Below are 25,360 nucleotides of genomic sequence, written 5' to 3'. Positions count from 1 at the left end.
GTTCTAAAATAGAACTGTCAAACCACGAGACCCAATGCTAGCTTTGCAGGCAAATAGTACTGATCATTCAAGTCAGTTCCTTTTTCTGACTTACGAGGCCTGCGCCGGAGGACCGGATCATGAAGTGGGACAAGCTGGACGAAGAGCCCTGCTCGCTCTCCCGCACCGTCGCCGTGGTCGGCGATCGCTGGACGCTTCTGATCCTGCGTGAAAGTTTTTTGCGCGTGCGGCGGTTTGAGGCTTTCCAATCCTCGCTCCAGATCACGCGGCACCTGCTTTCGGAGCGGCTGAAGAAGCTGGTCCGCTTCGGCATCCTGCGCCGCGTCCCCTATTCCGAGGCGCCCAAGCGCTACGAATATATCCTGACGCAGAAAGGCCTCGACCTTTATCCGATCATCATGGCGATGGTGCATTGGGGCGACACCCACATGGGCGACGAGCGCGGCCGCCCGCTGCTGCACGAGCACAAAACCTGCGGCAAGCAGTTCGATCCGGTGATGGTCTGCTCGGAATGCGGTGAGCCGCTGCACGCCAAGCAGGTGCATGTGCATGCGGGGCCGGGACAGAGAGAGCTTGCCGGATAAATGGCGTCCTGCATCTCGCGCTTGTGAGGCCTCTACGCGAACGGAACACCGTAATAGGCGTCGATGCCGCGCACCGTGGCGTCGTCGCCCCAATTCCAATCGCTGCGCTCGCCGTATTTCGGCGCGCCTTCGAGCGACCTGGCGGTGATCCCGGTGACATAGCCGCCGAGCTCGGTGTCGTATTTCAGCGACTGCCAGGGCAATGGATAGTGGTCATTGCCGAGGCCCAGAAATCCACCGAAGCCGAGAACGGCGTAGGACACCTTGCCGCTGACCTTGTCGATCATCACGCGCTCGATCGAACCGATTTTGCTGCGATCGGCGCCGTACACCGATGTTCCCTCAACCTTGTCGCTGCCGATCAGCCGGCCCATCTCGCTGCGATCCAGCTCACCTTGATTCATCATCTCGATTCTCCACTCAGCCGTTGAATGGGCCAACCGCGTGAAGAGATGATCGTTCCTGCGCGCTTCGCGCGGCAATTGGCGGTGTTGACGGTATCGGTCGGGCTGTATTCGTCTGCGATCGGCGAGGGGCTGACGCTTCTTCCCGTCGCTTCAGGAAGTCGTACATCTCGGCGGCCGCCTGGATTTGCTCGATCCGCGCGGCCATGTCGTCGCGCTGCTTGCTGCAGCGAGGCAGACCGGCCAGTTCGCGCTCAAGCCGCGTCCTGTGCGCCTCAAGCCGCTGTTCGAATGTGTGTGGTTCGGAACGTCTACGCATCTGGCGTGCCCGCTGATTCGTTGCGCGGCGGTTGAAGGCCGGGGCTGTTTGCCCAGCTGTCCAATTGCTCGATGACCTTCTGGTGGCTGGCCCGGAGTGGCTTCGGCGCCTGCCGCTCTTCCGATAGTTTTCGGGGCAACCTCACTTGCTCTGTCATGATGTCTCTCTCCATTCTTGGAGCTCGCACCCTCCCTTGAGCTTCTGGCGCCAATAATGCTCCCCCTGGCGCCCAAGTCAAGAGTTAACTTATTGATTTTACTTGAGAATTTTGCTAATTTGGCGTCATTTGGGAGTCATGGGGAACTCCAGCCAAAGTCGCACGTTGTGCAAACTACTCAATTTGCTCACTTTGGGTGATCGGCGATGAATGACCTTCGCGGGGAGCGGCTGCAAGTGATGCTCGCACCGGAAGAGCTGGCAGCCCTCGATGATTTCCGGTTCAAGCACCGCATGCCGACGCGGGCTGCGGCCGTGCGCGAATTGCTCAAGCTCGGCCTGGCGAGTGCCGGGATCGACGGAGCGGCGGGCGTGAAGTCGAGCGACTATGGCGTGTTCGGCCGCGGCGCCAGCGGGCACAGCCAGGGAAACTCCGACTCGGGCGCCGAAGACTGATCAACAAGACTGATCAACAAGGACACAGCAAAACGGCCCCGGCACGGTGGGTGCCAGGGCCGTCCTTGGAGATTGCTTCCGGATCACCGGGGGCATGATAACCAGAAGCAATCTATCGACTCTTCGCGGGTCGAATCGTTCCTCGTGAGATCAGCCGCTCGGCGCGGCGCCGGAATCATCCGGCGTCATGCCGGAGCCCGGAGTCTTGCTGTCGTCGTTCAGTTTCGGATCGCGCGTCGCCTCACGCGATGGCGAGCCCTTTTGATCGGTCTTTGGATCGGTCTTGTGCACGGTCTGCGCACGCTCCTTGTCGCGCGGCTGATCCTCTGCGCGCTTGTCCCTGACGATGCCGTGGTCGGAATGCGCCATGATGTCCTCTCGCCTCTCGTGATGTCTCGAAGCGGTTACGCGCTGATACGACGAATGTTCCAGCGCGCGAGAGGCTCACGCAGCGCTAACTATGCGTGGCGTGAGTCGCGACCGCTGCATTTTCCTGGTGCACCTGCCGAACTGTCGTCGCCGTCGCGAAAGCGACCGAGACGCCGAAGGCAAGGATGAGTGAGAGAAGTGCAAGACGTGGTGCCATCGCAAAACCTCCTTCTGGAAACGAAAATCAAAGCGATCGACTATTCCTCGATGATCCCTGATTGGTCGCTCACATTCCGTGAGCGATCTCACACGCAGATTCACAAACCGGCAGTGCTTACGCATCCTGCATTTGGAGGACGCGGACCTTGACGGGCGGGATTTCACCGTCCAGCCAGTCCTGCTCGGTCGCCAATGCCGTCCAGGCATCCGCCATGCGCGAATAGCGCTTGTTGGCGGGCTGCCCTTCCGCACGCTCAGCGAGCTGCAGGCAGTTGTCGGCGTTATCCCTGAAGATGTCAGACTGTTTCATGAAGGACATTTGGGGACGGAACTCTCCCATCGCAACCGCCCTTACCGGATCGTAACGTCTGGGGAACTTCGCACGCCATCGGTCATTGGAGATGCATGAGGATTCTTGTCGCGATTGTCCTGGCCTTCGTCAGCACAGCGGCGCTTGCCGACGGCACCGACGAGCGTCGGTCGGGTGATCGCGCGCCGACGGCGACCGATGTCATCACCGGCCTCTACACATTCAGCCGCTTCCAGCAGGGTCTTTTGGAGAGCACCGACCTGAAGGGCAATGCGGAAGTCAAGAACCTCGCCGCCCTGCGCGCCGAGGAAGCCGCCAAGCGCGACAAGGCGCTGAAGCCAATTCAGGACGCAATCGGTGCGGAGCCGCGCGTCAGCAAGACGACGCCAGCAAGCGCAAGCCTTGTCGAGCCCGAAAACTCCGACGGGCCGACTTACGTCAAGAGCTTCTATGCCGCACAGATCCCCGAATATGAATCTGCCATCAGCCTGCTTGAGCGCTATTTGAAGGCACCCGACAACGCCGGGCTCGCCGCTTTTGCCCGTGAACAACTGCCGATACTCCGCTCCCAGGTAAAAGACGCGGAACGGACGATGGCAGATAAATAGGCGCATTCGCCACACGGTCTCAATCTGCGAGAAACCATGACGGACGCATGACCGCCGCCCAAGTCAGGGCTGCAAGGCCCGAATTTCAGCCCTCAAAATTTCCTGGAACCCGATGGAACCATTCTCGGTTTCCGCAGTTGTTTTGGCCGGGCTGAGCAAAACAGGTTCCAATTCCTCGCGCCGCAGGCTTGGCGCTTGATTTCGAATTTGGCTGACGCTCTATTTCGATAAGTCGCGTCACGCCTTGAGATTCGGCCGACGCTTGCGGGGGAATGAGAATGAGCGACCTCGATTCCGGAACGGCATCGCGCTCCGGTCGTCGCGTCCCGAAACCTAAACCCAACGGCACGTCGGAGCCGGATTCCCGGCCGGAATTGCTGCTTACCCTCCAAGCAATGCGTAGCGGCGATTTTTCCGTGCGGATGAGCGGTGACTATCTCGGCATCGACGGCAAGATCGCCGACACGTTCAATGAAATCATCGCCGCCAACCAGCGTATGGCGCAGCAGCTCGAGCTGGTCGGCCAGGTGGTCGGACGCGAGGGAAAGACCCGCCAGCGCGTGAAGTTCGGCCTCGCCTCCGGCTCCTGGGCCGACATGGAAGGCTCCGTCAACACATTGATCGACGATCTGCTCTGGCCGACGCGCGAAGTGACGCGCGCGGTCGCGGCCGTGGCGCAAGGCGACCTGCTCCAGACCGTCAAGCTCGACGTCGACGGCCGCCCGCTGCGCGGCGAATTCCTGCAATCGGCGACCATCGTCAACACCATGATCAAGCAGCTCGGTGTGTTCACCTCCGAGGTGACGCGCGTCGCGCGCGAGGTCGGCACCGAGGGCAAGCTCGGCGGCCAGGCCCAGGTGCCTGAGGTGACCGGCGTCTGGAAAGATTTGACCGAGAGCGTCAACTCGATGGCGAATAATTTGACCAACCAGGTTCGCAACATCGCCGAGGTGACGATCGCGGTGGCGAACGGCGACTTGTCCAAGAAGATCACCGTCGACGTCCGCGGCGAGATCCTTCAGCTCAAGGAAGCCATCAACACGATGGTGGACCAGCTCCGCTCCTTCGCCTCCGAAGTGACCCGCGTCGCCCGCGAGGTCGGCACCGACGGCAAGCTCGGCGGACAGGCCATCGTGCCGGGCGTCGCCGGCACCTGGAAAGACCTCACCGATAGCGTCAACGCGATGTGCGGCAACCTCACCGCACAGGTCCGCAATATCGCCAACGTCACCACCGCCGTCGCGCGCGGCGACCTCTCGCGCAAGATCACCGTGGACGTGCGCGGCGAAATCCTGGAGCTGAAGGACACCATCAACACGATGGTGGACCAGCTCAACTCTTTCGCCTCCGAAGTGACGCGCGTCGCGCGCGAGGTCGGCACCGAAGGCAAGCTCGGCGGCCAGGCCCAGGTGCCCGGTGTGGCCGGCACCTGGAAGGACCTCACCGACAACGTCAACTTCATGGCGTCGAACCTGACCGCGCAGGTCCGCAACATCGCCGACGTCGCCACCGCCATCGCCGGCGGCGACTTGTCGAAAAAGATCACCGTGAACGTCTCGGGCGAGATCCTTCAGCTGAAGGAAACACTGAACACCTGCGTGGACCAGCTCAACGCCTTTGCCGGCGAAGTCACGCGCGTTGCGCGCGAGGTCGGCACCGAAGGACGGCTGGGCGGCCAGGCCAACGTGCTCGGTGTCGCCGGCACCTGGAAGGATTTGACGGAAAGCGTCAACTCGATGGCGTCGAACCTGACCGCGCAGGTCCGCAACATCGCCGAGGTGACGACGGCGGTCGCCGGCGGCGATCTGTCGAAGAAGATCACCGTGGACGTGCGCGGCGAGATTCTGGAGCTGAAAGACACCATCAATACGATGGTGGACCAGCTCAACGCCTTCGCCGGCGAAGTGACGCGCGTCGCGCGCGAGGTCGGCACCGAAGGCAAGCTCGGCGGTCAGGCCCAGGTCCGCGGCGTCGCCGGCACCTGGAAAGACTTGACGGACTCGGTCAACTCGATGGCCTCGAACCTGACCGGCCAGGTCCGCAACATCGCCGAGGTCGCGACTGCGGTCGCCAAGGGCGATTTGTCGAAGAAGATCACAGTGAACGTGTCGGGCGAAATCCTTCAGCTGAAGGAGACGCTCAACACCATGGTCGACCAGCTCAACGCCTTCGCCGGTGAAGTCACGCGCGTGGCGCGCGAGGTCGGTACCGAGGGCAAGCTCGGCGGTCAGGCCCAGGTGCCGGGCGTCGCCGGCACATGGAAGGACCTCACCGACAACGTCAACTCGATGGCGGGCAACCTCACGGCCCAGGTCCGCAACATCGCCGAGGTCGCAACCGCCATCGCCGGCGGCGACCTCTCGCGCAAGATCACGGTGGACGTCCGCGGCGAGATCCTTCAGCTCAAGGACACCTTGAACACCATGGTCGACCAGCTCAACCGCTTCGCGGGCGAGGTGACGCGCGTGGCGCGCGAGGTCGGCACCGAAGGCCGCCTCGGCGGTCAGGCCAACGTGCCCGGCGTCGCCGGCACCTGGAAGGACCTCACCGACAGCGTGAACTCGATGGCGGGCAACCTCACCGCCCAGGTCCGCAACATCGCCGAAGTGACGACCGCGGTGGCGCGCGGCGACCTGTCGCGAAAAATCACGGTGGACGTGAAGGGCGAAATCCTCGAGCTCAAGAACACCATCAACACCATGGTGGACCAGCTCAACGGCTTTGCCGGCGAAGTGACGCGCGTTGCGCGCGAGGTCGGCACCGAAGGCAAGCTCGGCGGCCAGGCCGAGGTGCCCGGCGTGGCCGGCACCTGGAAGGACCTCACCGACAACGTCAACTTCATGGCCTCGAACCTGACGGCCCAGGTCCGCAACATCGCCGAGGTCGCGACCGCCATCGCCGGCGGCGACCTCTCCAAAAAAATCACGGTGGACGTGCGTGGCGAAATCCTTCTGCTGAAGGACACCTTGAACACCATGGTGGAGCAGCTCCGCTCCTTCGCCGCCGAAGTGACGCGCGTGGCGCGCGAGGTCGGCACCGAAGGCCGGCTCGGCGGTCAGGCCGTCGTGCCCGGCGTCGGCGGCACCTGGAAGGACCTCACCGACAACGTCAACCTCTTGGCAGCGAACCTCACTACCCAGGTCCGCAACATCGCCGAAGTCACCACGGCCGTTGCGCGCGGCGACTTGTCGCGAAAAATCACCGTGGACGTGAAGGGCGAAATCCTCGAGCTGAAGAACACCATCAACACCATGGTGGACCAGCTCAACGCCTTCGCCGGCGAAGTCACGCGCGTCGCGCGCGAGGTCGGCACCGAAGGCGAGCTCGGCGGTCAGGCCCAGGTGCCCGGTGTGGCCGGCACCTGGAAGGACCTCACCGACACCGTCAACTTCATGGCGGCGAACCTGACCGAGCAGGTCCGCGGCATCGTCAAGGTGGTGACTGCCGTTGCGAACGGTGATTTGAAGCAAAATCTCACCGTGAAGTCGAAGGGCGAGGTCGCAGCGCTTGCCGACACCATCAACAACATGACCGAGACGCTCGCGACCTTCGCCGATCAGGTGTCGTCGGTGGCGCGCGAGGTCGGCGTCGAAGGCCGATTGGGCGGTCAGGCCGACGTGCCCGGCGCGGCCGGCACCTGGAAGGATCTCACCGGCAACGTCAACCTGCTCGCGGCCAACCTCACCTCGCAGGTGCGCGCGATCGCGGAAGTCGCGACCGCCGTGACCAAGGGCGACCTCACCCCGTCGATCCAGGTCGATGCCCGCGGCGAGCTCGCCGAACTGAAAGACAACATCAACACGATGATCACGAATCTCCGTCTGACGACGGACGTGAACACCGAGCAGGACTGGCTGAAGACCAACCTTGCCAAATTCACCAACATGCTTCAGGGCCAGCGCGATCTCGCCACCGTCGGACGGCTGCTGCTGACCGAATTGTCGCCGCTGGTGAACGCCCATACCGGCGTGATCTACCAGGTCGAGAGCGACGACAGTCCGCAGCTTCTGCTGCTCGCCTCCTATGCCGGCGACGGCGTCTATCCGTATCAGCGCGTGCTGCCGCTCGGCGACGGCCTGATCGGCCAGTGTGCGCTCGACAGACGTCCGCGCGTCATCGCCGACATTCCCGCCGACGTGGTGCCGATCAACTCGGCGCTGTTCCGCGTCGCGCCGAAGAACCTCGTCGTGCTGCCGGTGCTGTTTGAAGGCCAGGTCAAGGCGGTGATCGAGCTCGCCTCGCTCACCTCCTTCACGACCTCGCAAATGACGTTCCTGGAGCAGCTCACCGACTCCATCGGCATCGTGCTCAACTCGATCGAAGCGACGATGCAGACCGAAGGCCTGCTCAAGCAGTCGCAGCAGCTCGCCGGCGAGCTCCAGACCCAGCAGCGCGAGTTGCAGCAGACCAACGACCAGCTCGAGCAAAAAGCGCAGCAGCTCGCCGAACGCAACGTCGAGGTCGAGCGCAAGAACCAGGAAATCGAGCAGGCCCGCCGCGCGCTGGAGGAGAAGGCGACCGAGCTGGCGCTGACCTCGAAGTACAAGTCCGAATTCCTCGCCAATATGAGCCACGAGCTGCGCACGCCGCTGAACTCGATCCTGATCCTGGGACAGCAGCTCACCGACAACCCAGACGGCAACCTCACCGGCAAGCAGGTCGAATTCGCCCGTACCATCCACGGCGCCGGCACCGATCTTCTCAATCTCATCAGCGACATCCTCGACCTCTCCAAGATCGAGTCCGGCACAGTGACTGTTGACGCCGAGGAAATCCTGACCGCGAACCTGCTGGAAACCGTCGGGCGGCCGTTCCGGCACGAGGCCGAGAACCGCAATTTGTCGTTCAAGATCGAGGTCGATCCGAACCTTGCACGCAGCATCGTCACCGACTCCAAGCGCCTGCAACAGGTCCTCAAGAACCTGCTCTCCAACGCCTTCAAGTTCACCGCCGAAGGCGAGGTGCGCCTGAAGGTCGCCGCGGTCGTCGGCGGCTGGGGCACGGATCACCCGGTGCTGAACTCCGCTCCGGCCGTGATCGCGTTCGAAGTGTCCGACACCGGCATCGGCATTCCCGTTGAGAAGCAGAAGTTGATCTTCGAGGCGTTCCAGCAGGCGGATGCCGGCACCAGCCGCAAATATGGCGGCACCGGTCTTGGTCTCGCGATCAGCCGCGAGCTCGCGAGCCTGCTCGGCGGCGAGATCCATCTGCGTAGTGCACCCAGCAAGGGATCGGCCTTCACGCTCTATTTGCCGCTGAAATACTCCGGCCCGACGCTCGCGCCACGCGCTGCGCCTTCGCTTCAGCACCAGCCGCCCGCACTGCAACCGCCCGTACCCGAGCAGCGCGTCGTCGAGCAGATTCCCGATGACCGGCTCAACCTTGAGCCTGGCGACAGCATTCTCCTCATCGTCGAAGACGATCCCCATTATGCGCGTATTCTAATCGACCTCGCCCGCGACAAGGGCTTCAAGGTTCTGGTCGCGTCCCGCGGCGCGGAGGCGCTGGAGCTTGCCAAGCAATACCAGCCGCGGGCCGTTTCTCTCGATGTGTTTCTCCCGGACATGCTGGGCTGGACCGTGCTGAGCCAGCTCAAGCACAATCCGCTGACGCGCCACATCCCCGTGCAGATCATCACGCTCGACGAGGACCGTCAGCATGCGCTGGCGCGCGGCGCCTTCTCCTTCGTCAACAAGCCGACGACGACCGAAGGCGTCTCGGCCGCCCTGACGCAGATCAAGGAATATGCAAGACCGCGGCGCAAGCGCCTGCTGATCGTCGAGGACAACGAGGCCGAGCAGCTCTCGATCCGCGAGCTCCTGCATCACGACGACATCGAGATCGTGTCGGCGGACACCGGCGCCGGCGCGCTGACGACGCTGCGCGAGACGCCCTGCGATTGCGTGGTGCTCGACCTCAGGCTGCCCGACATGAGCGGCTTCGAGGTGCTGGACCAGATCCGCAATGACGAGGCGCTGTCCAACATTCCGGTCGTGGTCTTCACCGGCCGCGAGCTTTCGGCAGAGGAGGATGCGGAACTCCACACCATGGCCCGCAGCATCGTGGTCAAGGGCGTGGAGTCACCGGAGCGTCTGCTCGACGAGACCGCGCTGTTCCTGCATCGCGTGATCACGGAACTGCCGGTCGAGAAGCAGCGCATGCTGGAGAAGCTGAACAGTTCCGACGAGGACCTGATCGGCAAGACCGCCCTGCTGGTCGACGACGACGCCCGCAACATCTTCGCGCTGTCGAGCGTGCTGGAGCGGCGCGGCATGAAGGTCTTGACGGCGACGACCGGCCGGGAAGCGGTGACGCTGGTCGAATCCAATCCGGAAATCGCCATCGTGCTGATGGACATCATGATGCCGCAGATGGATGGCTATCAGACCATCGGCGTGATCCGGGAGAACCCGGCCTTCTTGCGCCTGCCGATCATCGCGCTGACCGCCAAGGCCATGAAGGGCGATCGCGAGAAGTGCCTGGAAGCCGGCGCGTCCGACTACCTCGCCAAACCCGTCAACACCGATCAATTGCTGCTTGCGATCCGCATGTGGCTGCACCGCTGAGTTTGGATCTGGAATGGACCACGAAAAGGTCAACATCCTCCTCGTCGACGACCAGCCGGCCAAGCTGCTCGCCTATGAGGTGATCTTGAAGGAGCTCGGCGAGAACCTCGTGATCGCCTCGTCCGGTCGCGAAGCGCTGGAGGTGCTGCTCAAGACCGAGATCGCGGTGATCCTGGTCGACGTCTGCATGCCCGAGCTCGACGGCTTCGAGCTCGCAGCAATGATCCGCGAGCACCCGCGCTTCCAGAAGACCGCGATGATCTTCATCTCGGCGATCCAGGTCAGCGACATCGACCGCCTGCGTGGCTACGAGATGGGTGCGGTCGACTACGTGCCGGTGCCCGTCATACCGGAGGTGCTGCGCGCCAAGGTCAAGGTGTTTGCCGAGCTCTATCGCAAGACCCGCGAGCTCGAACGATTGAACCAGGATCTCGAGGACCGCGTCCTCGCACGCACGGCGGAACTGGAGAATTCCACCGCAAAGCTGCGCGAGAGCGAAGAGCGGCGCAGCATGGCGATCGCTGCCGGCAAGATGGGGTCCTGGGACTGGGACTGGGTCAACGGCGACTGGATGTGGGACGAAGGCCAGTACCGCATTTTTGGTGTGAGCCCCGAGAGCTTCGAGGTTAACCCGGCCAACGTCCAGGCCCTGCTGCATCCCGACGATGTCGATCAGCTGCGCAAGGCCATCGCCGAATTCAGCAAGGGCACTCCCGCCTATGAGACGGAGTTCCGCATCGTGCGACCGGACGGGGATGTACGCTGGTGTGTCGGCACGGCCGCCGCCACGGCTGACGACAGCGGCCGCGTGATACGCGTGAGCGGCGTCACCGTCGATATCACCGAGCGCAAACGGGCCGAGGAGCGACAAAATCTGCTGGCGCGCGAGGTCGATCATCGCGCCAAGAATGCGCTGGCGCTGGCACAGTCGATCGTCCGCCTCACCCGTGCCGACGAGGTCAAGGCTTACGTCAACGCGGTCGAGGGGCGCATCAATGCGCTGGCGCGCGTGCACACGATCCTGTCGCTGTCGAGCTGGCAGGGCGCCGAACTCTCAAAGCTGATCGATGAGGAGCTCGCGCCCTATTCGCTCGGCGGACAGATCAAGCTGACGGGTCCCGAGGTGCAGCTGCTGCCGGCGACCGCCCAGACGCTCGCGCTGGCGCTGCACGAGCTTTTCACCAACTCGGCCAAATATGGCGCGCTCTCGACGCGGTCGGGCCGCCTCTCGATCGGCTGGCGGGTCGAGGAGGATCAACTTTCACTGAGCTGGGAGGAATCCGGCGGTCCGCTGGTGCGGACGCCGAAGTCTCGCGGCTTCGGCACGCGGAGCCTGCTGGCGAGCGTCGAGTCCCAGCTCGGCGGTCAGGCGCAATTCGATTGGCGCGCCGAGGGACTGCTGTGCCGCCTGGAGGTGCCGCTGACCCGCAAGACCGCGGCAACGACCGCGCAAGACAAATTCGACGCCGCCAGCTCCGCCGAGTTACAGCGCGCATCCGGTTAACCGGACGCCGCCCTCGTCATGTGCTGCGACGACCGCGGTTCGCGAGCAATGCGCCCTTCGAGCCAGGCTTCCGTCCGGGCGAGGTCGCGCAGTGCCTTTGCATAGCGGCGTGTCGCGCTGCGTTCTGCGCCGCGCGGCAGATGGCGCGCCTTGCGCAGCATGTCCGCGGCCGCGTTGCGATAGGCCAGCGAACGGTAAAGAAAAACGACCTTACCCATATCCAATGTTCCCGTGTTGATGCCGTACATCCTCGCAAGCCCGGCATGAACGTCGGATGAAGCGGCGGATGACAATTCCCTCATGTGGATGGAACCCTGGATCATCGCGCGCGTTTGCATGCGGAATCAAGGGTCGGTTCCATGCGTGCGAACAAGTCGCCCAAGAAATCACCGCGCCTGATCTCTCCCACCGGCGTCATCAAGCTCGTGACGCATACGATGATGGGCGCAGCTCTCGGGCTCGCATTCGGTCTCGCGCTCATCTTGTCCAATCCGGCGGTCGCCAATCTGCTCAATCACGGCGGAAGCCAAGCCGTCTTCGTCCTCACATTGGTGACGACGTTCGCGATCGGGGCGACACTCACGGGTGTCGTGTTTCTCCTCGCCGAAGACAAGGAATCTTGAATCGCGCGTGAAGCACGGTGATGACTTTGTCAGGAACTCTCGCGGCGAACAGCGGTTGGCTGCCTGCGTCAAATTAACCCAGGGAGTTCCCGCGCATGAAGACGACCAAGCTCGCTTTCGCCGTGATGTTGGCAACCGGCCTCGCAGTCACCCCGTTCGCCGCGCAAGCGAAGTCGCACAAGGCGAAACATGGATCGGCGATGTCGTCGTCGCAGACCACGGGCGCCAACACCAAATCCTCCAAGGGCGCCGATCCCTCTGGTCAAGGTGGTTCCGGTCCCGGCTCCGATCAGGGCGGCACCATGACGAACAACAAGAGCGGCATGAGCAACACCAAGTAAGCTCACTGCCATTCATCGAAGGCCCCGCCATGGCGGGGCCTTCTTACTCTGATGTTCGGTACAATCCTTATAGCGCCACATCGTCGGCGTGCGCTTTAGCTGCGTCGGACGTCGACGATGCCAGGGCGGCTGCCTGCAGACGTCGTCTTCACCAGATGGTCGAGTTGCGCGCGCTTGCGTGCGATCAGAAGCTGGGCCGCGGCATCGTCGAGCCCCTCGCGCTGCAATTGCCGGATGGCAGAGCCCAATTCGAGAATCTCGGCGCGCAGTCTCAGGATCCGGTACGTGTCCGGGTCTTCCTCCACGCGCGCCCCCAAAGCTCTCAGCGGCGCGCGATTGCGCGCAAGGAATTCCCGACTTGATTGCCTGGTGTCTTCACGGGACGAAGACCTACCCGATCACGGACGTCAGGCAGCACATCGCCGCCGCCGGCCGCCTTCCATTCACCAATCAGCAGGTTGATTTTCTGGCGCAGATCCATCTGCGCCAAGGCCTTTTCTGTGCAGTCGCGGTCGCGATTGACGAGGTCGCGCACGAATGCCTCGATACCGGCCATCTCCAGCCTCAAGGCACTGATTTTACGTCGAATTTCATTAATTCTGTTGTCCATGACTTGTTAGAACAAAATAAGAACATATAGTCAAGTCACGATTTCAGAATGGAGAGGGCAGATGCAGGTTCAGGGTAAATACGACGCCAAGACTTTTCTCGATGCCAAGGTTTTCCTCGCCGAGCAGATGACGCGGACGCAAGGGCTGAGGCTGAAGCGGCTGAGCGAGGAAGCCTATCAGCCCGCGCAATACAATCGGGATCTGTCCTCCACCGAGGCCGCGCGCCGCATCCAGGTGCTCGAGGCCGAGATCGATCTGGCGAACTCGTTCTAAACGAGCGCAGCCGGCGCAGTTGGAACGTTGCCCAACCGATGCAGTTCTCTCACCTGGCCATGGGAGAGAGTTGATGGCACGCAAGACAACAAAGCGCCGCTACGCGCGCAGCGTCGGCAGCGATGTCGAGCGCGAGATGCGCCGTTACAAGAAAGGCACTGCGAAGAGCGGGCCCGGCAGTCGCGGTGGACGCGTGAAGAGCCGCAAGCAGGCGATCGCGATCGGCCTGTCGGAGGCGCGCAAGAAGGGCAAGAAAGTCCCGAAGAAGGCGGCCAAGCGCGCGGCATCCAAGAAGAAGACAGCCAAGAAGAAGACAGCCAAGAAGAAGACAGCCAAGAAGACTGTCAGGAAATCGCCGAAGCGCAAATCCAGCAAGCGGTGACGCCGGCCGGAATCAGATCATGCTGCCCGGCATGAAGCAGCGGATCGCAATCCCGAACGCGGTCTTCACCGGCCAAACCATGGTGCGCCCCGCCCGGTTCGGCTCGGTGATCACGGCGTCATCCGGCACATCCACCCATTGCCCGTCCAGACGCACACGATAGTGCCCATCATGCGATTCCCAATCGGGATCCGAGACGGCAAATCCGTCGGCGTCGGAGCAGCACGGGCCGAGATGGCTGCGCAGACTGTCGAACCAGGGTTTTAGGGCTGAGTTGGTGTAGCGGCCATCGTCGCGCCCGAGGGCGTTTCCAGTCGTCAGCACGATTGGCGCCGCCAGCAGCGCATATCTCAGCGAGAGCTTCAATCGATCCATGTCGGCACCGATCAAATGCGAACCTCCGGTTCCACAAGATGACCGGACGTTCGAAGTTCCACGCCTGCAATTCGCCTGGGCGTCTTCATTGCCGCCAAGGCCCCAACCCGGGAGTCGAACTGTGACGAGCGAACGCGGCTTTTTCGGACGAACCCGTCATCAATGCTGCCGTTAACGAGAATGTTATCGGCGCCTGTGGGTATCTTCCAGACACGCACGAAAAAGGCGGCCCTCGGGGCCGCCTTTTGAGTTTGCCCTCGAAAGCAAGGGGCTTACGCCAGCGGCACCGCGACGAAGCGGGTCGCGTCCGCGTTTTTGACTTGCAGCAGCACGCTGTTCTTGCCGGACGATTTGGCCTGCGCCAGCTCGGAGCGGACGTCGCCGACATTGGCGACAGGCTTGCCGCCGACATTGAGGATGACGTCGCCGGTCTGGATGCCGCGCTGCGCGGCCGGCCCTTGCGGATCGACCTCGGTGACGACGACGCCCTTCTGGCCGGCGCCCTGCACTTCGCCAGCCGGCGCCAAAGCGAGGCCGAGGCGCGGCGCGCCGTTGCCCGGCTGCGCCTTGCCCTCATCGGCTTTGGCCTGCCGCTCGTTCGGCAACTCGCCGAGCGCGAGCGTCACCGTCTTGCTGTCGCCCTTGTGGAAGACGTCGAGCTTCACGGAACTGCCCGGCGCCAATGTGGCGATGGTGCGGGCGAGATCGCGGGAATCCTTGATCGCAGTGCCGTTGACGGCGGTGATGACGTCGCCGGCCTCGATGCCCGCCTTCGCCGCGGGGCTGCCGTCCTGCGGATTGTCGACGATCGCGCCACGGGCCTCCTTCAGGCCGAGACTGTCCGCGATCTCGGCCGTCACCGGCTGCACCTGCACGCCGAGCCAGCCGCGGGTCACCGCGCCCTTGTCCTTCAGCTGCGCGACAACCAGCTTTGCGGTCGTGGACGGGATGTCGAAGCCGATGCCGACCGAGCCGCCTGAGGGCGAGTAGATCGCGGTGTTCACCCCGATCACGTTGCCGTTCATGTCGAAGGCCGGACCGCCGGAATTGCCCTTGTTGATGGGCGCGTCGATCTGGATGAAGTCGTCATAGGGCCCGTTGCCGATGTCGCGGCCGCTGGCCGAGACGATGCCGGCGGTCACGGTGCCGCCAAGACCGAAGGGATTGCCGACCGCGACCACCCAGTCGCCGATCCGCGGCTTCTGGTCGGAGAACTTCACGAACGGAAAGTCCTTCTTGCCATCGACCTTGATCAGCGCGAGATCGGTCTTCGGATCGGTGCCGACGACCTTTGCGGTGTAGGTCGTGCCGTCGTCCATCGTCACCTGCACGGACTCGGCGTGGTCGACGACGTGGTTGTTGGTCACGGCATAGCCGTCGGCGGAGATGAAGAAGCCGGAGCCTTCGCCCGTGATCACCTGGTGGCGCTGGCGCGGCATGCCGTTCATGCCACCCTGGCCGCGGAAACCGAACTGCCGCGAGAACTGGTCGGACGGCGCATCCTCGTCCTGGTCCATCCGGTTCTGCTGCAGCATCGCGCTCTTGTCGTTGTCCTGGTCGATCCTGACCCGCACCGAGATGACGGCGGGTTTGACCTTGGCGACGAGATCGCCGAACCCCGGCGGGGTCGTGGCGCTTTCCGCGGCCTGGGCCGGCGCGATGAAGGAAGTCATGCCAAACGGCGAGGCGGGAGAAGCAGCCAGCACGGCCACGCCAAGCGCGGCCACAGTGCCGAGCAGCGCCAGCCGGCGCGGCCTCAGGATCTTGCGGGACGTGGTGGTGTCGGAATTGACGCGGTCGTTCATGTCGAAATGTCCATGTTGGTGAAGATGTCGCCTTGTACCCAACATGGACATCGTCACCTTACGGCGCCCCGTCCATCCGATTAAATCTTGGCAAAGGTGTTGCGGCCGGCAACACCACCAGGAATCAGGGCTGCATGTTTGATGCAGCTCAACGCGCTCGGTATGGGCAGTGAAAGACTGCGGCCACCGGATGATGTCCAGCGGAGGCGCGCCATGTACAAAGACATTCTCGTCCATATCCCGACCGAGCGCCCGATGCGTCCCGTGATCGACGGCTCGATCTCGCTCGCGGCACATTTCAACGCCCATCTCGACGCGGTCGCGGTCGGCTATGTCGCGACCAGTGCAGCGTACGTGATGGAAGGCGGCGCCGCGGTAGCGGCCGTGTTCGAGATGGAACGCGAACGCGCGGCGGAGCGGGCCGAGGCTGCCCTCGCGATTTTCAAGAGCGAGGCGGCCAACGCCGGAATTTCCTACGACTGCCACCCACTCGGTGCGATCCCGGTAGATGCCGCCGGCTCGCTCGGCGAGATGGCGCGGCTGCACGACCTCAGCATCGTGCTTCAGCCCGATCCCGCGCAAGGTTCATTCGACAACGACGTGCCGAGCGAGATCCTGTTCCAGGCGGGTGGCCCGGTGCTGTTCCTGCCCTACACCTTCCGCGGCGCCTTCAGAGCGAACCGGATCGGCATCTGCTGGGATGGTAGCCGCCTCGCCGCCCGCGCGATGCGCGACGCGGCTCCGTTCCTGGCCCGCGCCGAGGAGATCGTGATCATCACGATCAACGGAGCCGACGCGGTGTCCGACGAAGTGTCAGCAAGCAATCTGGCAAGACATCTCGGCCGGCGCGGACTCTCGACCCGCATCGTCGGCCTGCCGGCAGCGCGTTCCGACGTCCAGCCGATCATCCTGTCGCTCGCGGCCGACGAGAACCTCGACCTGCTGGTGATGGGCGGCTACGGCCATTCGCGACTGCAGGAGCGCATCCTTGGCGGCGTCACCCGCGCCATGCTGGAGGCCATGACGGTGCCGACGCTGATGTCGCACTAGCGAGACCAGTCTCGCACAAGCGAGACCAGTCTCGCACAAGCGAGACTGGTGCAACGCCCTCACGCCGCGACAGGGGCCTCCCATGCCGCGGCCGCGATGGCGTCTTCTTCGGGTTGCGCATTGCACGCGTCGAAATGGGCCTTCAGCGCGATCTCGGCGAGGTGTTCGAAATGCTCGGCCTGGCCGAGCAGTTCCCAGTTCTGGAGCGGCCGGTAGGCCGCTTGCTGACGACAGAGGGACGCCAGCGCGCGGTAGCGACGTACGTTTTCCATCAGACCCTCCCTCGCATTCACAGGCCTTATTGCCCTGATTTGCGTCAGGCCGATGGCGGTTGTGCAAAACATTTTATGCGCGCGCAGCCCGGCTGATCGCAGTTAACTTTTGAGAAATGCGCAGGCCCGCATTGGTTCCTATCGGTAGACCAGCGTGGAACCGGAACGGTCGGCTAAGCGTAGAGCCGCCGTTCCACGGCGACGCCGATCAGGTCGAGATAGCGCTCGATCAGGTCGGGCCGGCCGACGAGATAACCCTGCATCTCCTCGCAGGCCTCGCGTTCCAGGAAGGCACGCTGGGCCTCGGTCTCCACCCCCTCGGCAACGACCGGGATATTCAGCGCGTGCGCGAGGCTGAGGACGGCGCGGACGATCTCGGCCGATTGCGGTGTCACCTCGAGATTGGAGATGAAGCTGCGGTCGATCTTGATCTTGTCGAACGGAAACGACTGGAGATAGGACAGCGACGAGTACCCGGTGCCGAAATCGTCCATCGCGATGCGGATGCCGAGCGCCTTCAGCCGCCGCAGCAGATTGAGCGCGCGGGTGAAATCGCCGATCAGCACGCCCTCGGTGATCTCGACCTCGAGCCGTGTCGGCGCAAGCCCCGTCTCCAGCAGGATCTGGTGGATCGAGCGTTCGAGATCGCCGGCCTGGAACTGGACCGGCGACAGATTGACCGCCACCTGCAACGGCCGCGGCCAGGATGCCGCCTCGCGGCAGGCCTCGCGCAAAACCCATTCGCCGATCTGGATGATCAGCCCGTTCTCCTCCGCGAGCGGAATGAACTGGTCGGGCGGCACGAAGCCCCGCGTCGGGTGATTCCAGCGCAGCAGCGCCTCGAAGCCGATCACCTCGCCATTCATCCGCGCCTGCGGCTGGAAGTAGACCAGCAACTGGTTCTGCTCCAGCGCCTGGCGCAGATCGTGCTGCAACAGCCTGCGGTCGCGCAGCTCCTGGTCCATCTCGGATTCGAAGAAGCAGACCCTGCCCCTGCCCTCGCGCTTGGCGCGATAGAGCGCGGAATCGGCGTTGGCGAGCAGCGTCACGGCATCCACGCCGTCATCGGGGTAGACGGCGATGCCGACGCTGACGCCCACCTGGGAGAGATAGTCGTCGACCTCGAGTTCCTTGCCGATCACCTCGACCAGACGCTCGGCGAGCGCTAGCGCGTCCTCGCGCCTGATGTCGTTGGGCATCAGGATCATGAACTCGTCGCCGCCGATGCGGGCGACGAAGGCGCCGTCGGCCTCCGCAGCCAGACGATCCGCTGCTGCCCGCATCAGCATGTCGCCGACCGGATGACCGAACACGTCGTTGACTTCCTTGAAGCGGTCGAGGTCGAGGCTGAGCACCGCAAAACTCGTGGAGGCCTCCTGCGCCCGCTCCAGCCGTTCATCCAGCGCCGCGTTGAAGGCGCTGCGGTTCGGCAGGTCGGTCAGGGCGTCGTGATGGGCAAGATGGCTGATCCGCGCCTCGTTGGTGATCCGCTCGGTCACGTCCTCGATGACGCCGACGAGATATTGCGGCGCGCCGTTGCCGTCGCGTACCAGCAGCTTGCGCGAGTTGACCAGACGGTCATGGCCGTTGACCCCGACTTCGAGCAGGTGCCCCTCCAGGAACATCGGCGTGCCGCTGTCGACGACGCGGCGATCCTGCTCGCTGACGAGGCGGGCGATATCCCGCGGAAATATCTGCTCCGGCGTCTTGCCCAGCATCTCTTCGCGCGGCATCCCGTAATATTCTTCGCCGGCGCGGTTGAGCAGGACGTAGCGGGAGTCCTTCGCGTCCTTGGCGAACACCGCGATCGGAATGTTCTCGATAATGCTGTCGAGGAATTCGCGCGCCCGCAGCAGGTCCTGCTCGGCGCGCTTGTGCGTCCGCTCGAGCTCCTCGATCATCAGCTTGATGGCACGGTCGGTGCGGCGGCGATCGCTGTCGCTCTCCTCATAGGCCGCGCTGACGAGCTCACCGAGCCTGGTCAGATCGACCTGGCCGGTTTCGTCGGTCGATTGGCGAATCTGTCTTGCCAGCAGGCGGTGCATGGTCACGGGGCCGCCTCCGCGATCATGGTCACGGTCATGGTCTGGTTGTGCAGCTCGCAGCGGCCGGTGGCCGCGGGCGGCGCGATCTCGCCATAGGAGTAGAAACCGATGCGGACGACGTCGTCGCCGAGCTCGGCGGCAACCGCATCCAGCTCATCCTGCGTGCGCTGCCCCATCACCCTGCGGCGGCCAGTGCAGCTCACCAGGATCGCGAGCTTGTCGCCCTCGATCTCATCGGCGAGCGCGCTGCGCGCCTGCCGGCCCGCTTCACCTGCGCCGGCCGCGAGGCTGTCGAAATTGGCGCGCATCAACTGCGCGGTGCATCCTTCCGGAATGTCGGCGGCAAACGTCAGGGTGCCGGCACTGCGATCCACCGCGAAGACGGAACGCACGATCTGCCGATCCGGCTCGGCCTCGTCGTGAATGCGCAGGGGAAACGCGAGGCCCGAGCCCGGCATCGCAGCCGCCTCCTCCTCGCCGAGATAGCGGGTGTAGAGATCGAGCGGCGGCTCGCCGTCGAGCTCGACCACGACAGGCCCCTCCGACTTCGTCACCTTGCGACGCGGGCCGAACACATCCCAGCCGCCGGCACAACCATGGGCGAAACGAAAAGAGGCGCCATAGAATCCGATCGCGGCGACGCGGTTCGGCAGTGGCTCGCCATCGGCGCCGACCAATGTCTGCTCGAATTGCGTTCCGTCGCCTGCGAGTCCGCCGGTGACGGGCACGTCCGGCCCCAGAACCTCGGTGATCCCGGCGAGCAGCTCGCCCCCGTTCACCGACAATCCGTCGGACAAGACGAACAGGCCGGCCAGATCCTCCGCCATCGCCTGTCGGGCGAGACGCGCGCCACAGTCGCGCGACACTTCGCGGGATTCGATGGGCTCGTCCACGAGCCGCACCTGCGTACGCGCAAAGCACAGGGCGACGGCGACGACTTCATCGTCGGCGATGTCGTCGCCATGGATCTGTCCGCCGGTACTGCAACCGACGATGTGACTATCGGGATAGAGACCACGAAGTTCGCGATATCGCTCGCCGCCCGCCAGTCGGTCCCGGCAGCCGAAATAAAGCACGAGCTGGGCCGGCTCGCGCAGGGCGTTCGCTCCGCGCCAGCCATGGGCAGCATTCCAGTGGAGATATTGAATGTGCATCCCACGCGCTCTCTGCGGTCTTTGAACCACAGATTGTGTCGCGGCGCATTGCCTCGTCGTTAATCGGACACCGGCTTCACCACCGTTGGTTACCTCGGCGTGAAAGATGACGTCGACTCGCGACATATTCTCCGTAAGACCGCGGAGAAATATCGCCTGCACGAGCAAGGCCTCCGTAGTCTACCGGATACGCACGCCCTCTCCTGCACGCATCGACGGCACGGAACTATGTTGCAGTCTTGGAACCCGGCCGGCTTCCGCAGCAACGCGAATGGCCGCGATGTTGCCCGCATAATCAGCACTGCTCTTGCCACGGAACACAGCGGAACCCGCCACCAGCGTATCTGCGCCCGCGGCAGCCACCGCAGCCGCATTGTCGCGCGTGACGCCGCCATCGACCTCGAGCCGGATCGGCCGGTCGCCGATCATGCTGCGAATGCGGCTGATCTTCTCAAGCTGGGAGTCGAGGAAGGACTGGCCGCCAAAGCCGGGGTTGACGGTCATCACCAGCACGAGGTCGAGACGATCGAGCACATATTCGATCGCACTCTCCAGCGTCGCCGGGCACAGGCTGACACCGGCCTTCTTGCCGAGCGCGCGGATCGCCTGGAGCGAGCGGTCGAGATGCGGACCCGCTTCGGCATGAACGGTGATGACATCGGCGCCTGCCTTTGCGAATGCTTCCAGATAGGGATCAACAGGCGCGATCATCAGATGCACATCGAAAATCTTCGACGTCACAGGCCGGATCGCCTTGATGATTTCGGCACCAAAACTGATGTTCGGCACGAAATGTCCGTCCATCACGTCGCAATGGATCCAGTCGGCACCGGCTGCGTCTATCGCCGCGATCTCCTCGCCGAGGCGAGCGAAATCCGCAGCCAGGATCGAGGGAGCGATAATGATTTCTCGGGTCATGGCTTCGCACTCCGCACATCGGCGCCACCGCTGAAGACGCGGCTTGCGAGGACATCCGCCGGATCGATGGTTTCGAGATCGGCGACATCAAGCATGCGATCGAGGTCCGACACCAGGCGGTCAGCCTGCCGCAGGCGGATGCGGTCGACGGCGTTGCGGATTGAGCGTGCATTGGAGAAAAACGGCTGGGTCCGGCGCAACGCGATGTATTTCTCGAAGGCCTCGCGCGCCGCCGCCGAGAAGCGATAGCCACGCTCCCTGAGCATCAGCTCGGCGATGACAAGCAACTCGGCCTCCGCATAGTCGGGAAAGTCGATGTGGTGGGCGATGCGCGAGCGGAAGCCGGGATTGCTGGCGAAGAAGCTCGTCATCCGCTCGCCGTAGCCGGCAAGGATCACGACGAGGTCCTCGCGCTGGTTCTCCATCACCTGAAGCAGGATCTCGATCGCCTCCTGGCCGTAGTCGCGCTCATTGTCGGGACGATGCAGATAATAGGCCTCGTCGATGAACAGCACGCCGCCCATCGCCTTCTTCAAAATCTCTTTCGTCTTCGGCGCGGTGTGGCCGATATATTGCCCGACGAGATCGTCGCGCGTCACCGAGATCACCTGCCCGCGCCGCACAAAGCCGAGGCCGTGCAGGATTTTGGCCATGCGCAGCGCCACCGTGGTCTTGCCGGTGCCGGGATTGCCCGTGAACGACATGTGCAGCGTCGGCGGCGACGATGCCAGTCCCGCACGCTGCCGGATGCGCTCGATCAGCAGCAGCGACGCAATCTGGCGCACGCGGCTCTTGACCGGCCGGAGGCCGATCAGCTCCTGCTCGAGCTGTTGCAACGTGTCGGTGATCCCGGCAGCTTCGGCCTCCTTGCGAAGATCGAACGCGGTTTCGGTGGTGGGCACATCAAGCATCGGCGCCTCGAATAAAATGGCTTCGCCGCGGGGCGGCGGCGAAGCAGTTGTCCGCCAAGGATCTGGAGCAGGGAGGCTCCGCGCGGAAACGAATGGCTATTGCGGCGCGTGCGCGACGTTCTTTCGGACGGTGCTGTAACGGATCGCGCGTCCCCCGACCTCCTGCCGCACCAGCTCGAACTCGGCCTCCTGCGGCGGGCGGTTGACGAGGAAGGAGATCCGCACCGACTCCCAGCCATGGCTGGAGTCGAAGCCGCTGAGGCGGATGTAGCGGTCACCGTACACCCTGCGGCATTCGGCGAGCTCCATCATCACGCCGGCGGCGTCCTGGAGATCGAACATCGGCAGGCCCCACATCTCCCAATAGGTGTTGCGGGGATGCGGGTCGTCAGTGAACTCGATGTTCACCGCCCAGCCGTTGGCGAGGCAGTATTGCACCTGCTTGGTGATCTGATCGTCGGTCAGGTCAGGCAGGAACGAGAAGCAGCCCTGGGTGAGTTTCATGTTGCGTCTCCCTAGACGGTTTCGAGCGCGGTCGGCACGAAGTCCGGCGTGTCGGTGGATTGATAATTGAAGGAAACGTCCTTCCAGACTTCGAGCGCAGCTTTCAGCGGCGTGCAGGTCTCGGCCGCCCTGGCCAGGATCTCCGGCCCTTCATGGACGTAATCGCGCCCCTCGTTACGGGCGAGGATCATCGCTTCCAGAGCCACGCGGTTGGCGATCGCGCCGGCCGCGATGCCCATGGGATGGCCGATCGTGCCCCCGCCGAATTGCAGAACGACGTCTTCGCCGAGCAGATTGAGCAGCTGATGCATTTGGCCCGCGTGGATGCCGCCCGAGGCGACCGGCATCATCTTGTTCAGGCTCGCCCAGGACTGGTCGAAGAACAGGCCGTGCTCGAGCATGGTCGGGTTGAAGTCCTCGCGGCAGACGTCGTAATAGCCGCGCGTGGTGTTGGGATCGCCCTCGAGCTTGCCGACCACCGTGCCGGCATGGATGTGGTCGACGCCGGCAAGCCGCATCCATTTGGCGATGACGCGGAACGACACGCCATGGCTCTTCTGCCGCGTATAGGTCGAGTGACCGGCGCGGTGCAGATGCAGGATCATGTCGTTGCGGCGCGCCCATTTCGCCATGGACTGGATCGCGGTGTAGCCGATCACGAGGTCGATCATGACGATGACCGAGCCGAGTTCTTTCGCGAACTCCGCGCGCTCGTACATGTTCTCCATCGTCCCGGCGGTGATGTTCAGGTAAGTGCCCTTGACCTCGCCCGAAGCAGCCTGTGCGCGGTTCACCGCCTCCATGCAATAGAGGAAGCGATCGCGCCAGTGCATGAAGGGCTGCGAGTTGATGTTCTCGTCGTCCTTGGTGAAGTCGAGCCCGCCCTTCAGCGCCTCGTAGACGACGCGGCCGTAGTTGCGCCCGGAGAGTCCGAGCTTCGGCTTCACCGTCGCGCCCAGCAGCGGCCGACCGAACTTGTCGAGGCGCTCGCGCTCGACCACGATGCCGGTCGCCGGTCCCTGGAAGGTCTTCACATAGGCGACGGGGAAGCGCATGTCCTCCAGACGCAGCGCCTTGAGTGGTTTGAAGCCGAACACGTTGCCGATGATCGAGGCCGACAGATTGGCGATCGAACCAGGCTCGAACAGGTCGAGGTCGTAGGCGATGTAGGCGAAATAGGAGCCCGGCGTGTTAGGCACCGGATCGACGCGATAACACTTGGCGCGATATTTCTCCGCAGCAGTCAGACGGTCGGTCCACACCACCGTCCAGGTCGCGGTCGAGGATTCGCCGGCGACTGCGGCCGACGCCTCGATCGGGTCGACGCCCTCTTGCGGCGTGACGCGAAACAGCGCGATAACGTCGGTGTCCTTTGGCACATAGTCGGGCTCCCAATAGCCCATGCGCGCGTATTCCATCACACCCGATCGATAGCGTTCTTTGCCGCGAACGGTTCCTGCATGTGCATTCATGGCTCTCTCCTCTTCTTCTCTCTCTGAATGATTAGGCGGCGACCGGCTCGCGGGCGTCGATGCGCGGATCGAGTTCACCGTCGCGATAGCGCCGCGCCATCTCGCTCAAGGGAATGACCTTGATCTTGCTGGCGTGGCCCGCGGTGCCGAACTGCTCGAAACGGTTGCGGCACAGCTCGCGCATCGCATCCATCGCCGGCTTGAGGAATTTGCGTGGGTCGAACTCGGAACGCGTCTGCGCGGCGACCTTGCGGAACACCGCGGTCATCGCCAGGCGGCAATCGGTATCGATATTGACCTTGCGCACGCCGCTCTTGATGCCGCGCACGATCTCCTCCACCGGCACGCCCCAGGTCTGCGGCATCTCGCCGCCGAACTGGTTGAACATGTCCTGCAACGGCTGCGGCACCGACGAGGAGCCGTGCATCACAAGATGCGTGTTCGGCAGCCGGCGATGAATCTCCTCGACCACCCGCATCGCCAGGATGTCGCCATCAGGCTTGCGGCTGAACTTGTACGCACCGTGGGACGTGCCCATCGCGATCGCAAGCGCATCGACCTTGGTGGCGCGGACGAAATCGACGGCCTGGTCGGGATCGGTCAGCAATTGGTCGTGGCTGACCTTGCCCTCGACGCCGTGGCCATCCTCCTGCTCGCCACCGCCATGCTCAAGAGAGCCGAGCACGCCGAGCTCACCTTCGACGGACGCGCCGACCCAGTGCGCGAGGTCGACGACGCGGCGGGTGATCGCGACGTTGTAGTCGTAGTCCGCCGCGGTCTTGGCGTCCGCCTTGAGCGAACCGTCCATCATCACCGAGGTGAAGCCATGGGCGATCGCGGACGCACAGGTCGCCTCGTCATTGCCGTGGTCCTGATGCATGCAGAGCGGGATGTCCGGATAGGTCCGCTCCAGCGCGTCGATCATGTGCGAGAGCATGATGTCACCGGCGTAGCTGCGGGCGCCGCGCGAGGCCTGCATGATGACGGGCGCATCGACCTCGGCCGCCGCCTGCATGATCGCGATGCCCTGCTCCATGTTGTTGATGTTGAACGCCGGCACCGCGTAGCCGTGATTTGCGGCGTGATCGAGCAGTTGGCGAAGGGTGATACGGGCCACGAAAATTCCTCC

26 protein-coding genes are annotated in these 25,360 nt (G+C 63.7%); 10 read left to right on the top strand and 16 right to left on the bottom strand.

The features are described 5' to 3' along the window. Positions 1–119 precede the first annotated feature (119 nt). A complete protein-coding gene (locus tag BMW89_RS22450; RefSeq protein WP_092029178.1) occupies positions 120–584 on the top strand; it encodes a winged helix-turn-helix transcriptional regulator in 465 nt (154 codons plus the stop codon). A gap of 32 nt (positions 585–616) precedes the next feature. Here BMW89_RS22450 and BMW89_RS22445 read toward each other — a convergent pair whose 3' ends face one another. Continuing rightward, positions 617–991 (bottom strand): PRC-barrel domain-containing protein, encoded by a 375-nt coding sequence (locus BMW89_RS22445; protein ID WP_092029177.1) that lies wholly within the window; start codon positions 989–991, stop codon positions 617–619. Between the two features lie 679 nt (positions 992–1,670). Between BMW89_RS22445 and BMW89_RS22430 the strand changes: the two genes are divergently transcribed. Then, the gene (locus tag BMW89_RS22430; protein WP_092029175.1) at positions 1,671–1,919 is read left to right on the top strand and encodes a hypothetical protein; all 249 of its coding nucleotides are present in this window, start codon (positions 1,671–1,673) and stop codon (positions 1,917–1,919) included. Between the two features lie 150 nt (positions 1,920–2,069). On the opposite strand, the gene BMW89_RS22425 is transcribed toward BMW89_RS22430, so the two are convergent. Together BMW89_RS22425 and BMW89_RS22420 are read right to left on the bottom strand one after the other, a co-directional pair. Next, positions 2,070–2,288, bottom strand: coding sequence for a hypothetical protein (locus BMW89_RS22425; protein ID WP_092029174.1), 219 nt, complete (start codon positions 2,286–2,288; stop codon positions 2,070–2,072). 334 nt (positions 2,289–2,622) lie between these two features. Beyond that, complete coding sequence (locus BMW89_RS22420; protein WP_092029333.1) at positions 2,623–2,817, bottom strand: hypothetical protein; 195 nt, start codon at positions 2,815–2,817, stop codon at positions 2,623–2,625. A gap of 95 nt (positions 2,818–2,912) precedes the next feature. Here BMW89_RS22420 and BMW89_RS22415 point away from each other — a divergent pair, with 95 nt between their 5' ends. The 3 genes from BMW89_RS22415 to BMW89_RS22405 all read left to right on the top strand — a co-directional run bounded on the left by BMW89_RS22415 (position 2,913) and on the right by BMW89_RS22405 (position 11,495). Next, a complete protein-coding gene (locus BMW89_RS22415) occupies positions 2,913–3,425 on the top strand; it encodes a DUF4142 domain-containing protein (RefSeq protein WP_092029173.1) in 513 nt (170 codons plus the stop codon). Positions 3,426–3,703: 278 nt separating this feature from the next. After that, positions 3,704–9,991 carry a HAMP domain-containing protein gene (locus BMW89_RS22410; RefSeq protein ID WP_092029172.1) on the top strand — a complete coding sequence of 2,096 codons (6,288 nt, stop codon included), beginning with the start codon at positions 3,704–3,706 and terminating at the stop codon, positions 9,989–9,991. A gap of 13 nt (positions 9,992–10,004) precedes the next feature. Beyond that, positions 10,005–11,495, top strand: a complete 1,491-nt coding sequence (locus BMW89_RS22405) for an HWE histidine kinase domain-containing protein (RefSeq protein WP_092029171.1) — start codon at positions 10,005–10,007, stop codon at positions 11,493–11,495. Here BMW89_RS22405 and BMW89_RS38445 read toward each other — a convergent pair. Further along, positions 11,492–11,833, bottom strand: a complete 342-nt coding sequence (locus BMW89_RS38445) for a hypothetical protein (RefSeq protein WP_244547651.1) — start codon at positions 11,831–11,833, stop codon at positions 11,492–11,494. The genes BMW89_RS22405 and BMW89_RS38445 overlap by 4 nt on opposite strands. A gap of 21 nt (positions 11,834–11,854) precedes the next feature. Here BMW89_RS38445 and BMW89_RS22395 point away from each other — a divergent pair, with 21 nt between their 5' ends. Both BMW89_RS22395 and BMW89_RS22390 read left to right on the top strand, forming a co-directional pair. Continuing rightward, positions 11,855–12,118, top strand: coding sequence for a hypothetical protein (locus BMW89_RS22395; RefSeq protein ID WP_092029169.1), 264 nt, complete (start codon positions 11,855–11,857; stop codon positions 12,116–12,118). 95 nt (positions 12,119–12,213) lie between these two features. Beyond that, positions 12,214–12,459, top strand: a complete 246-nt coding sequence (locus BMW89_RS22390; protein ID WP_092029168.1) for a hypothetical protein — start codon at positions 12,214–12,216, stop codon at positions 12,457–12,459. A 95-nt stretch (positions 12,460–12,554) separates the two neighbouring features. On the opposite strand, the gene BMW89_RS22385 is transcribed toward BMW89_RS22390, so the two are convergent. Further along, positions 12,555–12,764 carry a hypothetical protein gene (locus BMW89_RS22385; protein WP_092029167.1) on the bottom strand — a complete coding sequence of 70 codons (210 nt, stop codon included), beginning with the start codon at positions 12,762–12,764 and terminating at the stop codon, positions 12,555–12,557. A 17-nt stretch (positions 12,765–12,781) separates the two neighbouring features. Continuing rightward, on the bottom strand, positions 12,782–13,015 hold the full coding sequence (locus BMW89_RS22380; protein WP_092029166.1) for a hypothetical protein: 234 nt from the start codon (positions 13,013–13,015) through the stop codon (positions 12,782–12,784). Positions 13,016–13,130: 115 nt separating this feature from the next. Between BMW89_RS22380 and BMW89_RS22375 the strand changes: the two genes are divergently transcribed. Beyond that, on the top strand, positions 13,131–13,343 hold the full coding sequence (locus BMW89_RS22375; protein ID WP_092029165.1) for a DUF3072 domain-containing protein: 213 nt from the start codon (positions 13,131–13,133) through the stop codon (positions 13,341–13,343). Positions 13,344–13,416: 73 nt separating this feature from the next. Continuing rightward, positions 13,417–13,725: a DUF6496 domain-containing protein gene (locus tag BMW89_RS22370; protein ID WP_092029164.1), complete on the top strand. Its 309-nt coding sequence runs from the start codon at positions 13,417–13,419 to the stop codon at positions 13,723–13,725. 12 nt (positions 13,726–13,737) lie between these two features. On the opposite strand, the gene BMW89_RS22365 is transcribed toward BMW89_RS22370, so the two are convergent. Beyond that, complete coding sequence (locus BMW89_RS22365; RefSeq protein ID WP_092029163.1) at positions 13,738–14,100, bottom strand: hypothetical protein; 363 nt, start codon at positions 14,098–14,100, stop codon at positions 13,738–13,740. Between the two features lie 272 nt (positions 14,101–14,372). Then, positions 14,373–15,905, bottom strand: a complete 1,533-nt coding sequence (locus BMW89_RS22360) for a Do family serine endopeptidase (RefSeq protein ID WP_177196242.1) — start codon at positions 15,903–15,905, stop codon at positions 14,373–14,375. A gap of 213 nt (positions 15,906–16,118) precedes the next feature. Here BMW89_RS22360 and BMW89_RS22355 point away from each other — a divergent pair, with 213 nt between their 5' ends. Further along, on the top strand, positions 16,119–16,955 hold the full coding sequence (locus BMW89_RS22355; RefSeq protein WP_177196241.1) for a universal stress protein: 837 nt from the start codon (positions 16,119–16,121) through the stop codon (positions 16,953–16,955). Between the two features lie 59 nt (positions 16,956–17,014). On the opposite strand, the gene BMW89_RS22350 is transcribed toward BMW89_RS22355, so the two are convergent. From BMW89_RS22350 to fba, 8 genes are all read right to left on the bottom strand, one after another. Next, positions 17,015–17,227, bottom strand: a complete 213-nt coding sequence (locus tag BMW89_RS22350; protein WP_092029330.1) for a hypothetical protein — start codon at positions 17,225–17,227, stop codon at positions 17,015–17,017. Between the two features lie 173 nt (positions 17,228–17,400). Continuing rightward, complete coding sequence (locus tag BMW89_RS22345; RefSeq protein WP_244547662.1) at positions 17,401–19,272, bottom strand: putative bifunctional diguanylate cyclase/phosphodiesterase; 1,872 nt, start codon at positions 19,270–19,272, stop codon at positions 17,401–17,403. 2 nt (positions 19,273–19,274) lie between these two features. After that, a complete protein-coding gene (locus tag BMW89_RS22340) occupies positions 19,275–20,426 on the bottom strand; it encodes an FIST signal transduction protein (RefSeq protein WP_177196240.1) in 1,152 nt (383 codons plus the stop codon). 180 nt (positions 20,427–20,606) lie between these two features. Next, positions 20,607–21,344, bottom strand: a complete 738-nt coding sequence (gene rpe / locus BMW89_RS22335) for a ribulose-phosphate 3-epimerase (RefSeq protein WP_092029160.1) — start codon at positions 21,342–21,344, stop codon at positions 20,607–20,609. After that, positions 21,341–22,255, bottom strand: coding sequence for a CbbX protein (gene cbbX / locus BMW89_RS22330; RefSeq protein ID WP_092029159.1), 915 nt, complete (start codon positions 22,253–22,255; stop codon positions 21,341–21,343). Before cbbX ends, rpe begins: the two co-directional genes overlap by 4 nt. A gap of 96 nt (positions 22,256–22,351) precedes the next feature. Next, positions 22,352–22,759: a ribulose bisphosphate carboxylase small subunit gene (locus BMW89_RS22325; RefSeq protein ID WP_092029158.1), complete on the bottom strand. Its 408-nt coding sequence runs from the start codon at positions 22,757–22,759 to the stop codon at positions 22,352–22,354. 11 nt (positions 22,760–22,770) lie between these two features. Then, positions 22,771–24,231, bottom strand: coding sequence for a form I ribulose bisphosphate carboxylase large subunit (locus tag BMW89_RS22320; RefSeq protein ID WP_092029157.1), 1,461 nt, complete (start codon positions 24,229–24,231; stop codon positions 22,771–22,773). 31 nt (positions 24,232–24,262) lie between these two features. Continuing rightward, positions 24,263–25,348: a class II fructose-bisphosphate aldolase gene (gene fba / locus BMW89_RS22315; protein WP_092029156.1), complete on the bottom strand. Its 1,086-nt coding sequence runs from the start codon at positions 25,346–25,348 to the stop codon at positions 24,263–24,265. Positions 25,349–25,360: the final 12 nt, after the last annotated feature.

The organism is Bradyrhizobium sp. OK095 (assembly GCF_900109945.1).
Classification (GTDB): domain Bacteria; phylum Pseudomonadota; class Alphaproteobacteria; order Rhizobiales; family Xanthobacteraceae; genus Bradyrhizobium.
The sequence above is the reverse complement of the archived record's forward strand: the minus strand, read 5'-3'. Positions and strand labels throughout refer to the sequence as shown.

Excerpts from the sequence above, each read along its gene's own strand:
- BMW89_RS22410 (WP_092029172.1), top strand. The coding sequence starts at position 3,704 with ATGAGCGACCTCGATTCCGGAACGGCATCGCGCTCCGGTCGTCGCGTC.
- BMW89_RS22390 (WP_092029168.1), top strand. The coding sequence starts at position 12,214 with ATGAAGACGACCAAGCTCGCTTTCGCCGTGATGTTGGCAACCGGCCTC.
- BMW89_RS22350 (WP_092029330.1), bottom strand. The coding sequence starts at position 17,227 with ATGGAAAACGTACGTCGCTACCGCGCGCTGGCGTCCCTCTGTCGTCAG.
- BMW89_RS22405 (WP_092029171.1), top strand. The coding sequence starts at position 10,005 with ATGGACCACGAAAAGGTCAACATCCTCCTCGTCGACGACCAGCCGGCC.
- BMW89_RS22420 (WP_092029333.1), bottom strand. The coding sequence starts at position 2,817 with ATGAAACAGTCTGACATCTTCAGGGATAACGCCGACAACTGCCTGCAG.
- BMW89_RS22325 (WP_092029158.1), bottom strand. The coding sequence starts at position 22,759 with ATGAAACTCACCCAGGGCTGCTTCTCGTTCCTGCCTGACCTGACCGAC.
- BMW89_RS22415 (WP_092029173.1), top strand. The coding sequence starts at position 2,913 with ATGAGGATTCTTGTCGCGATTGTCCTGGCCTTCGTCAGCACAGCGGCG.
- BMW89_RS22445 (WP_092029177.1), bottom strand. The coding sequence starts at position 991 with ATGATGAATCAAGGTGAGCTGGATCGCAGCGAGATGGGCCGGCTGATC.
- BMW89_RS22320 (WP_092029157.1), bottom strand. The coding sequence starts at position 24,231 with ATGAATGCACATGCAGGAACCGTTCGCGGCAAAGAACGCTATCGATCG.
- BMW89_RS22370 (WP_092029164.1), top strand. The coding sequence starts at position 13,417 with ATGGCACGCAAGACAACAAAGCGCCGCTACGCGCGCAGCGTCGGCAGC.
- BMW89_RS22450 (WP_092029178.1), top strand. The coding sequence starts at position 120 with ATGAAGTGGGACAAGCTGGACGAAGAGCCCTGCTCGCTCTCCCGCACC.
- BMW89_RS22395 (WP_092029169.1), top strand. The coding sequence starts at position 11,855 with ATGCGTGCGAACAAGTCGCCCAAGAAATCACCGCGCCTGATCTCTCCC.
- BMW89_RS22355 (WP_177196241.1), top strand. The coding sequence starts at position 16,119 with ATGTACAAAGACATTCTCGTCCATATCCCGACCGAGCGCCCGATGCGT.
- BMW89_RS22360 (WP_177196242.1), bottom strand. The coding sequence starts at position 15,905 with ATGAACGACCGCGTCAATTCCGACACCACCACGTCCCGCAAGATCCTG.
- BMW89_RS38445 (WP_244547651.1), bottom strand. The coding sequence starts at position 11,833 with ATGCAAACGCGCGCGATGATCCAGGGTTCCATCCACATGAGGGAATTG.
- BMW89_RS22425 (WP_092029174.1), bottom strand. The coding sequence starts at position 2,288 with ATGGCGCATTCCGACCACGGCATCGTCAGGGACAAGCGCGCAGAGGAT.
- BMW89_RS22430 (WP_092029175.1), top strand. The coding sequence starts at position 1,671 with ATGAATGACCTTCGCGGGGAGCGGCTGCAAGTGATGCTCGCACCGGAA.
- cbbX (WP_092029159.1), bottom strand. The coding sequence starts at position 22,255 with ATGCTTGATGTGCCCACCACCGAAACCGCGTTCGATCTTCGCAAGGAG.
- BMW89_RS22375 (WP_092029165.1), top strand. The coding sequence starts at position 13,131 with ATGCAGGTTCAGGGTAAATACGACGCCAAGACTTTTCTCGATGCCAAG.
- BMW89_RS22365 (WP_092029163.1), bottom strand. The coding sequence starts at position 14,100 with ATGGATCGATTGAAGCTCTCGCTGAGATATGCGCTGCTGGCGGCGCCA.
- BMW89_RS22340 (WP_177196240.1), bottom strand. The coding sequence starts at position 20,426 with ATGCACATTCAATATCTCCACTGGAATGCTGCCCATGGCTGGCGCGGA.
- BMW89_RS22345 (WP_244547662.1), bottom strand. The coding sequence starts at position 19,272 with ATGCACCGCCTGCTGGCAAGACAGATTCGCCAATCGACCGACGAAACC.
- rpe (WP_092029160.1), bottom strand. The coding sequence starts at position 21,344 with ATGACCCGAGAAATCATTATCGCTCCCTCGATCCTGGCTGCGGATTTC.
- BMW89_RS22380 (WP_092029166.1), bottom strand. The coding sequence starts at position 13,015 with ATGGCCGGTATCGAGGCATTCGTGCGCGACCTCGTCAATCGCGACCGC.